This window comes from Agrobacterium sp. CCNWLW155, from assembly GCF_036888815.1.
Taxonomy (GTDB): Bacteria; Pseudomonadota; Alphaproteobacteria; order Rhizobiales; family Rhizobiaceae; genus Agrobacterium; species Agrobacterium radiobacter.
In genome coordinates, this window is the sequence record NZ_JBAKFW010000002.1 from 43321 (window position 1) to 55044 (window position 11724).

At 58.4% G+C, this 11724-nt stretch carries 9 protein-coding genes; 4 read left to right on the plus strand and 5 right to left on the minus strand.

The window, feature by feature from the left end; all coding sequences use genetic code 11:
* Window positions 1-49 precede the first annotated feature (49 nt).
* Window positions 50-625, plus strand: coding sequence for a c-type cytochrome (locus tag V6S97_RS08740; protein ID WP_003507191.1), 576 nt, complete (start codon window positions 50-52; stop codon window positions 623-625).
* 96 nt (window positions 626-721) lie between these two features.
* Here the strand turns inward: V6S97_RS08740 and V6S97_RS08745 are convergent, their stop codons facing one another.
* The 3 genes from V6S97_RS08745 to V6S97_RS08755 all read right to left on the minus strand — a co-directional run bounded on the left by V6S97_RS08745 (window position 722) and on the right by V6S97_RS08755 (window position 4640).
* Window positions 722-1450: a sugar transferase gene (locus V6S97_RS08745; RefSeq protein ID WP_080865686.1), complete on the minus strand. Its 729-nt coding sequence runs from the start codon at window positions 1448-1450 to the stop codon at window positions 722-724.
* Between the two features lie 290 nt (window positions 1451-1740).
* Window positions 1741-4035, minus strand: a complete 2295-nt coding sequence (locus V6S97_RS08750) for a transglycosylase domain-containing protein (protein WP_065694863.1) — start codon at window positions 4033-4035, stop codon at window positions 1741-1743.
* Window positions 4036-4181: 146 nt separating this feature from the next.
* Window positions 4182-4640 (minus strand): YbaK/EbsC family protein, encoded by a 459-nt coding sequence (locus tag V6S97_RS08755; RefSeq protein WP_111794268.1) that lies wholly within the window; start codon window positions 4638-4640, stop codon window positions 4182-4184.
* Window positions 4641-5117: 477 nt separating this feature from the next.
* Here V6S97_RS08755 and V6S97_RS08760 point away from each other — a divergent pair, with 477 nt between their 5' ends.
* A complete protein-coding gene (locus tag V6S97_RS08760; RefSeq protein ID WP_003492998.1) occupies window positions 5118-5327 on the plus strand; it encodes a cold-shock protein in 210 nt (69 codons plus the stop codon).
* Window positions 5328-5727: 400 nt separating this feature from the next.
* Here V6S97_RS08760 and V6S97_RS08765 read toward each other — a convergent pair whose 3' ends face one another.
* Together V6S97_RS08765 and V6S97_RS08770 are read right to left on the minus strand one after the other, a co-directional pair.
* Window positions 5728-7119 (minus strand): dipeptidase, encoded by a 1392-nt coding sequence (locus V6S97_RS08765; RefSeq protein ID WP_080865688.1) that lies wholly within the window; start codon window positions 7117-7119, stop codon window positions 5728-5730.
* Window positions 7120-7285: 166 nt separating this feature from the next.
* Entirely contained in the window at window positions 7286-7720 is a 435-nt protein-coding gene (locus tag V6S97_RS08770; protein WP_162694802.1) for a MarR family winged helix-turn-helix transcriptional regulator, read from the minus strand.
* 415 nt (window positions 7721-8135) lie between these two features.
* On the opposite strand from V6S97_RS08770, the gene polA reads away from it, so the two are divergent.
* Together polA and rpmF are read left to right on the plus strand one after the other, a co-directional pair.
* The gene (gene polA, locus V6S97_RS08775; protein WP_060727128.1) at window positions 8136-11135 is read left to right on the plus strand and encodes a DNA polymerase I; all 3000 of its coding nucleotides are present in this window, start codon (window positions 8136-8138) and stop codon (window positions 11133-11135) included.
* A 266-nt stretch (window positions 11136-11401) separates the two neighbouring features.
* Window positions 11402-11587 (plus strand): 50S ribosomal protein L32, encoded by a 186-nt coding sequence (gene rpmF, locus V6S97_RS08780; protein WP_003507205.1) that lies wholly within the window; start codon window positions 11402-11404, stop codon window positions 11585-11587.
* Window positions 11588-11724: the final 137 nt, after the last annotated feature.

An 11724-nucleotide genomic window follows, 5' to 3' on the forward strand; every position in this document is an offset into this window, starting at 1 on the left:
AATTTCAAGATGCCCGTTATATCAAGCGGATGCGAGGGAGCGCATATAGATGAATTCTTATGTAAATATGGGCGTTGGGGCGTTGCTTGGCACGGTTTTCGTCCTGATGTCGGTGTCGATTGCGTCTGAGGGCATTTTCCATGCGCCTGCGCCCGAAAAGGAAGGTTTCGCCATTGCTGCGGCAGAGAGCGGCGGCGAAGCGGGTGGCGGTGAAGCCGCTGCCGCGGCGACGCCGATCGCGCAATTGCTTGCCAGCGCCGATGCCGCCAAGGGCGAAACAGTCTTCAAGAAGTGTACGAGCTGTCATACCGGAGAGAGTGGTGGTGCAAACAAGGTCGGCCCCAATCTCTTCGATATCGTCAACCGGCCGATCGCCAGCCATGAAGGTTTCAGCTATTCCGCAGGGATGAAGGATTTCTCCAAGGGTGGTTCCGTGCATTGGGATTACGATCATCTCAGCTACTTCCTCGAATCCCCCAAAAAACACGTTCCCGGCACGGCCATGGGCTTTGCGGGTGTGAAGAAGGAAACGGAACGCGCCGATCTCATCGCTTATCTGCGCACGCTTTCGGCAAACCCGGCACCGCTTCCGGATCCGGCAGCGGCTCCCGCGCCGACAAACTGATCGTCATGATGATTTCATGATAAAAGCCCGGCATCGCTGCCGGGCTTTTGTTTTTATAACGGATGGACTGCAGCTGCGGGAATGGCGTCTGAAAAATCAGAAACCCTTGCCGCCGCGCAATTCGGAAATCACCGTTCCGACCATGATCCTGATATCAAGCCAGATCGAAAAATTGTCGACGTAATAAAGATCGGAGACGATTCGGGCGCGCGCCTTGTCGCTGCGATCCGTCGGGCCGCGTAATCCCCGCATCTGTGCGAGGCCGGTAATGCCCGGCCGCACCCGGTGCCGCATATGGTAGTGCGGCACCAGTTCCTCATAAAGACGGCCAGCCGCCAGCATGCCGATGGCATGGCAGCGGGGCCCGACCAGCGACATATCGCCTTTCAGCACATTCAGAAGCTGCGGCAGTTCGTCGATATTCGTGCGGCGAAGAATCGCGCCGATCCGGGTTATTCTGGGATCGTTCTTCACCGTTTGCGCCACACCGGTGGCATCGCAAAGGTCGGTTCTCATGGAGCGGAATTTATAGACACGGATTTTCCGCCCGTTCATACCCCAGCGGACCTGCGAAAACAGGACCGGCCCTTTGCTATCGAGTTTGACCAGAGCCGCGACGGTGAGCAACACCGGCGCGAGCGCGACAAGGGCGATGGACGCCCCTGCAATATCCATCGTTCTTTTGAGCGCGAACTGGCCGCGCAAAAATGCGGAGACGGTTTTTTCCGAAGAGGAAGGTTGCGTTTCCGGCGATTCGAAAGTTGTGGCTGCGGAATAGGAGGCACCGTAAAAAACGGCATGCGATGAGCCTTTAGTACCCAGCATAATATAAAGCCCTGAAAAGTTATTTTGATAGAAGAAAATTAATTTATATGAACGATTAATAATTCATTTACCGTAAAAAGTCATCCGAAATGTAACCGCTCTGGAGCAAATGGCAATCTACGGTTAATGCGACTGCACGCGGATGTTGCAGGGCGAGCATCCTCTCCGCTCGTAGCTGCCGAGACGACCAGTCTCCATGGAGCCAAATCCTGCTAAATCGGGAATTTAGCGCGACAATGACGTCATCGTCACCGCCCGTGAGATCAGCGCCTGCCGGCCACGCTATGCCGTCAGTTTCCCATCAGAATATCGAGCAGGGTCGTCTGCTTTGGTCCGGATGGCGCCTGACCGCCGATATCGGCGGGTGGTACAGGCCCGTTGCCGGCTGAATAGCCGGGCTCGATATCGCGGGAAGGGATATTTGCCGGCGGCATCGGCACATCCGGCTGATTCGGGTTCGGCGCAATGGGGGCTTGGGGATAGGCGCGCGTATCCGGCGTCCCGCCCCCGAGCGCATTGGAAATGATATCGCCGATGGAGGAGGGCGGGTTTTCCGGTGCCGGCTGCTGCATTTCCCCAAGCGGCGGCACGCCGCCTGCGCCAAGCCCGAAGAGCGGCGAGGGTGAAAGCCCCGAATGGGCGGCGGTCATGAAATCTTTCCACGCCTTTGCCGGAAGCCCGCCGCCGGTGACCTTTTTCATTGATGTGCCGTCGTCATTGCCGAACCATACGCCGGTGGTCAGGTTGCTTGTGTAGCCGACAAAAAGTGCATCGCGGAAGGATTGCGTCGTGCCGGATTTTCCAGCCGCCTGCCAGCCCTGCAGCCTTGCCGCCTTGCCGGTGCCTTCGGTGATAACGCGCGACAGCATGCTGTTCATGGTCGCGGCGATCTCTTCGCTCAGAACGCGAGGCGGATTGTCATATTTGTTTTCGTAAAGCACTTTGCCGTCGGCGTCGGTGATGCGTTTGACGATATGCGGCGTCGCCTTGTAGCCGCCATTCATGAAGGGGGCGTAGGAGGCCGTCAGCTCCATCAGCGACACTTCCGAGGTGCCGAGCGCGATGGAGGCATTGTTCTGCAGCTCGGATTCGATGCCCATGCGATGTGCCACCTGGGTCACACGATCAGGACCCACTTCCATCACCAGCTGCGCGGCAATGGTGTTCAGCGAATTGGCGAGCGCGGTGGCGAGTGTCACTTCGCCTCGATATTTCTTCTCGTAATTTTCCGGGGTCCAGTTGCCGATACGAACAGGCGCGTCATTACGGATGGTATAGGGGGTAAGCCCGGATTCGAGCGCGGCGACGTAAACGAAGGGCTTGAATGCGGAGCCGGGTTGCCGTTTTGCCTTGGCGGCGCGGTTGAACTGGCTTTCGGCATAATCAGCCCCGCCTACCACGGCCCGGATTGCACCCGTGCCATCAATGGAAACAAGGGCCGCTTGCGAGGCGCCCTGTTTCTTGCCGTCGCCCTGCAGCACGTGGGTCAGCGCCTTTTCGGCATCGCGCTCGAGATTGGGATCGATCGTCGTGTCGACGACGATATCCTGCTTCACCTCGCCAACCAGGTTGCGCACCTCCTCCAGCACCATGTCGGCGGCGTAATGTTCGGCGCCGGACCAGAAACGTTTCGCCTTGGTTGGCGGCTGCGACATGGCGGTCTTGATTTCGTCGTCCGTGATGAAGCCGACATCGCGCATGGATTGCAGCACGACCTGCGCCCGCTCTTCCGCCGCCTGCGGATCGCGCGCCGGCGAAAGGCGCGAGGGCGCTTTAAGAAGCCCGGCCAGCATTGCCGCTTCGCCCAGATTGACGTCGCGCGCGGATTTGTTGAAGTAGCGCCGCGAGGCCGCCTCGACGCCATAGGCATTGGAGCCGAAATAGACGCGATTGAGATACATCGCGAGAATCTGGTCCTTGGTGAATTCATGCTCCAGCCAGAAAGACAGCAGCACTTCCTGAACCTTGCGCTCCAGCGTGCGATCCGGCGAGAGGAACAGGTTTTTTGCCAGCTGCTGTGTCAGCGTCGAGCCGCCCTGCACCGTTCGCCCCGTCAGGACATTCGTTACGATAGCGCGTCCAAGACCCAGCGGATCGACGCCGAAATGCGAATAGAACCGCCGGTCCTCGATCGCCATCACGGCCTGCGGAATATAGGGTGACATGTCCTCCAGCGCGAGCGCCTCGCCGCCGGTGGTGCCGCGATTGGCAAGCACGCTGCCATTCACCGAAACGATCTTCACATTCGGCGGGCGTTCGGGAATGGACCAGCTGCTGGCGCTCGGCATGCGCGCGCCATAATAAAGGACAAGACCGGCAACGCCGATGCCGCCCCAGATGCCGAGTACGATACACCAATAAACGAGGGAGCGGAGGAAGCCCGTCGCGCCACGGCCGGAACTGCGGGTGCGCTTTTCTTTTTTGCTGGATTTGGTGCGGCCGGATGCCGGCTTCGGTTTCCTGGCCTGCTGCTTTGTGGTTCCGCTGATGCGCTCGCTGGCGTCAAGGCGCAGGTCGTCACCGGACTCATGGAAATCCCCGAAGGAAGGTTCTACCCGTTCGCGTGATTTACCCTTGCCTGCCATCCAGCCGAAGTCGCTCCTATTCGCGAAACCGCGCGCATCCCATTCGGGTTTCAGGCTTCTATGCCTGCGCGATCCTTAATCCAGGATGAAGAGTTTAAATGCGGCAATTTAAGGCGGGGTTAAGTCCCGGCCGCATCAAATCAGCGTCATTGGCAGACGTCGACCCACTCCGCGTCCGTCAGTTCGGCCATCACATCGGGTGAAATCTTCACTGCCGCATTGGTGGCGCCGGCCGCGGGAACCACCTCATGATAGTTTTTCAGCGATATGTCGCAAAACACCGGGAGGGCAGAGGGCAGGCCGAAAGGGCACACCCCGCCGATGGGATGGCTGGTCACCGCAACCACCTCATCCGGTCCAAGCATGCGCGGCTTTGCTCCGAAATGATCGCGGAATTTCCGGTTGTCGAGGCGTTTCGTGCCGGCGACGACGACGAGAAGAATGGTGTCGCCCGCCTTCAGGCAGATCGTTTTCGCAATCTGGTCGGGGTCGACGCCGTGTGCTTCGGCGGCCAGCGCCACCGTCGCTGAACTCGCTTCCGTTTCAATCACGGTCACTTCGGGCGACTTTTCGGTGAAGAAGGCTCTGACGGATTCGATAGACATGCGTATTTATTAGGCGTTACGCGGAGAAGCTTCAAGTCACCCTGAAGTAGCTATGCATTATGCGCAATGCTGCGCTGCGATGAAACGTCTGTTTTTTAAGCTGATATCCTGTATCTTCAAACCATCGAAGCGACGCACTCCTCCTCCCAGCGTCGCCCGATTGGACTGACAATACTCCTCCTCCCAATTGTCAGTCAGTTTCAAGAACCCGGCGCACCTCCTCCCGCGCCGGGTTTTTGCTGTTTAGGGCCCTGTTTCCAACGGATTTGGGTGGCCGGCGGCTCACAAAGATCGCCGCGTTTTTCAAAGAAACTTGACTTTTCGCCCCTGCCAACCTAGGTGTTCGGCCATCGATATTTGTTTGACGACCAGAGCTTCGGCGCCTTTTTGGGTGCACACGACGATCTTTCCTTCAAATTCGACCTAAGTCCGCACTGCTCGCAGTGCAAATACAATTGCCAACGGAAGGAAATCGTTATGGCGACTGGTACAGTAAAGTGGTTCAACGCAACCAAGGGCTACGGCTTCATTCAGCCTGACGACGGTTCGCAGGACGTATTCGTTCACATCTCCGCTGTTGAGCGCGCTGGTCTGACCGCCCTCAACGACGGCCAGAAGCTCTCCTACGAGCTGATGCAGGATCGTCGCTCGGGCAAGATGTCCGCAGGCAACCTCGTTGCTGCCTGATAAGCGCTTTGGCCCGAAAGGGTCATTCGCATGAATGGAAAGGCCGGATTTTTCCGGCCTTTTTCTTTTGCAGGAAGGGACTGGGCCGGCCACTCTTGAAAAAGCCGGACGACATACCAATATAGGGTTCAACAGTGCTCCGGATCGGAACTGCCGGGAATGGCGCTTTTAAAAGTGCCGCTGCTGTTGCGTTAACCAAAGATTAACCAAAGCAGCCGATCCTGAGCCGGAAAGCAGCGTCGATATCTTTGGCGCGCTCTGGAGCATCAGACCGTTTGAACGCTTTGACCACGGATGTACTGGCATTGACGAAAAACGGATGGAAAGGTCGGGCTTGCCCGGCCTTTTTGTTTATGTACCGAGGAGGTGCCGAATATTCGGCGCCTCCTCTTTTTCCGGATTATTTTGCCGCGAGTGCGTCGAGAATGCGGACCCAGGAGCGGATGCCCTTGTGGAACGACTGCAGGTCGTATTTTTCATTCGGCGAATGAATGCGGTCATCGGTAAGTCCGAAGCCCACAAGCAGCGAATCCATTCCCAGCATCTTCTGGAAATCGCCGACGATCGGGATCGAGCCTCCCATGCCGATGACGACGGCGGGCTTTGGCCACTCTTCCGAAAGCGCATTTTTGGCTTTGGTCAGTACGGGCGAGTCGTAGGACAGCTGGATGGCGGGTGAACCGCCATGTTCGTGGAACTCCACGGAGCAGTCGGCGGGTATTTTCGAGCGCACATAGCCCCGGAAGCTTTCGCGAATGGCCGCAGGGTCCTGCTCACCGACGAGACGGAAAGACACCTTGGCGGAGGCTTTCGCGGCGATCACGGTCTTGAAACCATCGCCGGTATAGCCGCCGATAATGCCGTTGACTTCCGCCGTCGGCCGCGCCCAGGTCTGCTCAAGCACGGAGCGACCCTTTTCGCCCGAGGGAACCGAAAGGCCTACTTCGCCGAGAAAGGCTTCGGCCGTGCGGCCCAGCGTCTCCCAGGAGGCCTTGATGTTGGCTGGCGTTTCTTCCACGCCGTCATAAAAGCCTGAAAGAGTTACCCGGCCGGTCTCGTCATGCAGGCCGGCGAGAATATCGGTGAGGATGTGAATGGGGTTTGCGGCAGCACCACCGAACAGACCGGAATGCAGATCGCGGTCGGCTGCTGTGATGACGACTTCTTCGCCGACCAGGCCGCGAAGGGCCGCAGCAATGGCTGGCGTATCCCGGTCCCACATGCCGGTATCGCAGACCAGCGCATAATCGGCCTTCAGTTCTTCCGCATTGGCTTCGAGGAAAGGCTTCAGCGACGGCGAGCCGGATTCCTCTTCGCCTTCAAAAAGAATGGTGACGCGCACCGGCAGGCCGCCATTCACTGCCTTATAGGCGCGGCAGGCTTCGACGAAGGTCATCAGCTGGCCCTTGTCGTCTGCCGTACCACGTCCCGTGATCACCTGGCGGCCGGCGCCGATATCCTTGACGGCGGGTTCGAACGGATCGTTTTCCCAGAGCTCGAGCGGATCAACCGGCTGCACGTCATAATGGCCGTAAAAAAGCACATGCGGCGCGTCCTTGGTGGCCGCATCATGATGCGCCACCACCATGGGGTGACCGGCCGTATCGCGCACGGAGGCCGTAAAGCCGAGCGCTGAAAGCGTCCTGACCAGCCACTCCGCCGCCTTGCGGCATTCCGCCTTGTAGGCGGGGTCCGTCGAAATCGACGGAATGCGTACGAGCTCGAACAGTCGCTCAAGGCTGGAGGTGAGATTGTCGTCGGCGGTGGAAAGAATGGGGGAAACGTCTGTCATCGCTGATCCTGTCATGTCTGTCGTGACCCGGCGATAAGACGAAACATCCGGGCATCGCGCATCGCGGGAAACAAGGGGGCCGGCGCGTCGTGAATCGGCAAACGTGCGGCCGCCGGAACGATAGAGCAGTTCAGGGAAAGTGCGAAGTGGTTTCGGGCTGTAAATGCTATTTCGCTTTTTTGGCGCTTTCGATCGTCCGGCGCATATATTCCAGCAAAAGCTGTCTCTCGAAACGCCGGAAATCCTTGAGCAGTGCATCTTCGGTGGCTTCGGAAGCTGCAATGGCATTGGCTTCCAGATCCCTGCCGCGCTGTGTCAGCTCGATGATCTGGGCACGGCGGTCGCTTGGATGGGATTTGCGGATGATCAGCCCGTCGCGTTCCATGCGTGAGAGCGTATTGGCGAGCGTCGCCTGTTCGACATCGATTCTATCAAGCAATTGTCGCTGCGTCAGGCCGTCCTCATGCCAGAGTTCGATGAGGATGGGGAATTGTCCGGGCGAGAAACCCAGGGCGGCGGCTCTTTTCTGCAGCGCCATGGTGAATTCCCGCGCCATTTTCGAGGCGAGATAGATCGCCGATTCGTCCCGGGAAAAACCCATTTTTCCGCCCATAAAACATCACGGCCGGCTCAGCCCGGCAATTCAATAGCGCGATATATATCGCATGATATGTTTAGGCCAGCCCGCAACGGCGCATAAAATAAAACCGCCATGGCCGGGAGGGGTCGGCCATGGCGGTCATATTGGAGGACAAAGGCCCGGAGAGGGGGAAAGGCCTTTGTCCGGTCTGACGCGGCGGGGGACGAGCCAGCTATCAGACTACGGCGTGATCAGGCGCCGTCCCTTATGAAATGTGTCTGCAAATGCGGCTTTTCAAGGGAAGGGCGGATTACAAATCGGTAACGTTCAGGTGAATTTTGCAGGTCTGTGCTGGAGCCCCATTCCCCGCGCTTTACGGTGCGTTGTGCGAAGTTTCGGTAGACGTCAAAACGGCCCCGCGCTATCCATGCTACCCATGAAAAAAGGCGATCATCTCTTCCTCGTTGACGGTTCCGGTTTCATTTTCCGGGCCTTCCATGCAATCCCGCCGCTGAACCGCAAGTCGGACGGGCTGCCGGTCAACGCCGTTTCCGGCTTCTGCAACATGTTGTGGAAGCTCTTGAGGGATGCGCGCAATACCGATGTCGGCGTGACGCCTACTCATTTCGCGGTGATTTTCGACTATTCATCGAAGACCTTCCGCAACGAGCTTTATGATCTCTACAAGGCCAACCGCACCGCACCGCCGGAAGATCTGGTGCCGCAATTCGGCCTGATCCGCGAAGCGACGCGGGCCTTCAACCTTCCCTGCATCGAGACGGAAGGCTTCGAGGCTGATGATATCATCGCCACCTATGCCCGGCAGGCCGAAGCGATCGGCGCCGATGTCACCATCATCTCCTCCGACAAGGATCTGATGCAGCTCGTCACGGCCAATGTACACATGTACGACGCCATGAAGGACAAGCAGATCGGCATTCCTGATGTCATCGAGAAGTGGGGCGTAGGCCCTGAAAAGATGATCGACCTGCAGGCGATGACCGGCGATTCCACCGACAATGTGCCCGGCATTCCCGGCATCGGCCCGAAGACGGCGGCGCAGTTGCTGGAGGAATATGGCGATCTCGATACCCTCCTGACCCGTGCTGGCGAAATCAAGCAGCAGAAGCGGCGGGAGAATATCATCGCCAATGCGGAACTTGCCCGCCTTTCCAGACAGCTTGTGGCGCTCAGGACTGATGTGCCGCTGGAGCAGTCGCTTGAAGCTCTGGTGCTCGAACCGCAGAACGGGCCGAAACTGATCGCCTTCCTGAAGGCGATGGAGTTCACGACGCTGACACGCCGGGTGGCCGAGGCGACCGAAACCGACGCTTCTGCCATCGACCCTGCCAATGTGCCAGTGCAATGGGGTGCCGATGCCCATGGTCCCGATCTTGATGCGCCAGCCCCTGCCGTTCAGGCTGGTGAAGTGGCCACTAACACCGCTGGCGCCGCGGCTTCGCCCGCCGCTCCGGCAAGAAAAGTAACGGGGGAGGGCAGCGCGCCCGCCGATCTGGCCGCAGCGCGACAGGCGCTTTTTTCCGCCGCCAAGATCGATACGACAGCCTATCTAACGATCAGGGATCTTCCGACGCTCGACCGCTGGATTGCGGCGGCCCGGGAGACGGGCGTTGTCGCCTTCGATACGGAAACGACCTCGCTCGATCCGATGCAGGCCGAACTTGTCGGTTTTTCGCTGGCCATTGCCGATAATGGCAAGGATGCCACGGGCACCGATATCCGGGCCGCTTATGTTCCTTTGACGCACAAGACCGGCTCCGGCGGCGATCTCTTCAGCGATGGCATCAGAATGGCGGAGGGGCAGGTGCCCTTTGCCGAGGCGCTGGCGCGCCTGAAGGACCTGCTCGAAGATGAAGCTGTCCTGAAAGTCGCCCAGAACCTCAAATATGATTATCTGCTGATGAAACGCCACGGCGTCGTCATGCAGAGCTTCGACGACACGATGCTGATTTCCTATGTTCTCGAGGCCGGCAAGGCCACGCACGGCATGGATTCGCTGTCCGAACGCTGGCTTGGCCACACGCCGATCGCCTATAAGGACGTGGCGGGATCGGGCAAGTCGAGCGTCACCTTCGATTTTGTCGATATCGACAAGGCGACAGCCTACGCGGCGGAAGACGCGGATGTCACCTTAAGGCTATGGATGGCGCTGAAGCCGAGGCTTGTGTCGGAACGGCTGACCAAGGTCTATGAGCGGCTGGAGCGCCCCCTCGTGCCGGTTCTGGCGCATATGGAAGAGCGCGGCATCACCATCGACCGGCAGATTCTCTCGCGCCTTTCCGGCGAACTCGCGCAGAAGGCTGCGTCCTTCGAAGAGGAAATCTACGAGCTGGCAGGCGAGCGTTTCAATATCGGATCGCCAAAGCAGCTCGGCGATATCCTTTTTGGCAAGATGGGTCTGCCGGGTGGTTCCAAGACCAAGACCGGTCAATGGTCGACATCGGCACAGGTTCTGGAAGATCTCGCGGCGGAAGGTATCGAACTGCCGCGCAAGATCGTCGACTGGCGGCAGCTGACGAAGCTGAAATCGACCTATACGGATGCACTTCCGGGATATATCCATCCCGAGACAAAGCGGGTGCATACGTCCTATGCGCTCGCCTCCACCACCACGGGACGCCTGTCCTCCTCGGAACCGAACCTTCAGAACATTCCGGTCCGCACGGCGGAAGGGCGCAAGATCCGCACGGCTTTCATCTCCACGCCGGGTCACAAGCTCCTGTCGGCCGACTACAGCCAGATCGAACTGCGCGTGCTGGCGCATGTCGCCGACATTCCGCAGCTTCGCAACGCTTTCGAAAACGGCATCGACATTCATGCGATGACGGCATCGGAAATGTTCGGCGTGCCTGTCGAAGGCATGCCGTCGGAAGTGCGCCGCCGCGCCAAGGCCATCAACTTCGGCATCATCTACGGCATTTCCGCTTTTGGCCTTGCCAATCAGCTCAGCATCGCCCGCTCCGAAGCAGGCGACTATATCAAGAAATATTTCGAGCGTTTTCCCGGTATTCGCGACTACATGGAGGCGACCAAGGCCTTCGCCCGCGAAAACGGTTATGTCGAAACGATTTTCGGCCGCCGCGCGCATTATCCGGAAATTCGCTCTTCCAATCCTTCGGTAAAAGCATTCAACGAGCGCGCGGCCATCAACGCGCCGATCCAGGGCTCGGCTGCCGATATCATCCGCCGTGCCATGGTCCGCATCGAGCCCGCGTTGGAGGCGGAAAAACTTTCCGCCCGCATGCTGTTGCAGGTGCATGACGAACTCATCTTCGAAGTCGAGGAAGCGGAGATCGAAAAGACCTTGCCCGTCGTCGTCTCTGTCATGGAAAACGCGGCCATGCCGGCGATTTCGATGAAGGTGCCACTGAAAGTGGATGCTCGCGCGGCCGACAATTGGGATGAGGCGCACTGATCGGCGAACCGGCTTTCTGTGAATTCCGGGACATGAACCACTTCAAGGAGCGCGTCATTTTCGATAAGACGTGAGCCATGATTTGCGATGCCTGACGATCGCTTGTTGCGCTTATTCCGCTGAATCGGAAAAAATGCGCGTCAGGGCTGGTCAAAGCCCGTTTGGGCATGTATAAGCGCGCCAAATTTCCGATATCGAGACATCCGACATTCGGCCTTTGGTTCTGGCCGGTTCCGTTGTTTCGCCGCTTAAGTGGAGTAACAAAAATGGCTGTACCAAAAAGAAAAACAAGCCCGTCCAAGCGTGGCATGCGCCGCTCGGCTGACGGTCTCAAGTCTGCGACCTACGTTGAAGACAAGAACTCCGGCGAACTGCGCCGTCCGCACCATATCGATCTGAAGACCGGTATGTATCGCGGTCGTCAGGTTCTGACGCCGAAGGAAAGCGCATAAGCTTTTCTGAAATCATCTTTGCAAAAAACCGGTCCTCGTGGCCGGTTTTTTGTTTTTTGGACTGTCTGGCTGCCTTTTCCGCTCACTTGGAAAATTCGGCCGCTCCACCTACACTCTTTTAGGGAGAGCAGGTTTGA

Bases quoted from the DNA above. Each gene is read 5' to 3' on its own strand.
- V6S97_RS08740 (WP_003507191.1), top strand. From the start codon at position 50: ATGAATTCTTATGTAAATATGGGCGTTGGGGCGTTGCTTGGCACGGTT.
- V6S97_RS08745 (WP_080865686.1), bottom strand. From the start codon at position 1,450: ATGCTGGGTACTAAAGGCTCATCGCATGCCGTTTTTTACGGTGCCTCC.
- V6S97_RS08750 (WP_065694863.1), bottom strand. From the start codon at position 4,035: ATGGCAGGCAAGGGTAAATCACGCGAACGGGTAGAACCTTCCTTCGGG.
- V6S97_RS08755 (WP_111794268.1), bottom strand. From the start codon at position 4,640: ATGTCTATCGAATCCGTCAGAGCCTTCTTCACCGAAAAGTCGCCCGAA.
- V6S97_RS08760 (WP_003492998.1), top strand. From the start codon at position 5,118: ATGGCGACTGGTACAGTAAAGTGGTTCAACGCAACCAAGGGCTACGGC.
- V6S97_RS08765 (WP_080865688.1), bottom strand. From the start codon at position 7,119: ATGACAGACGTTTCCCCCATTCTTTCCACCGCCGACGACAATCTCACC.
- V6S97_RS08770 (WP_162694802.1), bottom strand. From the start codon at position 7,720: ATGGGTTTTTCCCGGGACGAATCGGCGATCTATCTCGCCTCGAAAATG.
- polA (WP_060727128.1), top strand. From the start codon at position 8,136: ATGAAAAAAGGCGATCATCTCTTCCTCGTTGACGGTTCCGGTTTCATT.
- rpmF (WP_003507205.1), top strand. From the start codon at position 11,402: ATGGCTGTACCAAAAAGAAAAACAAGCCCGTCCAAGCGTGGCATGCGC.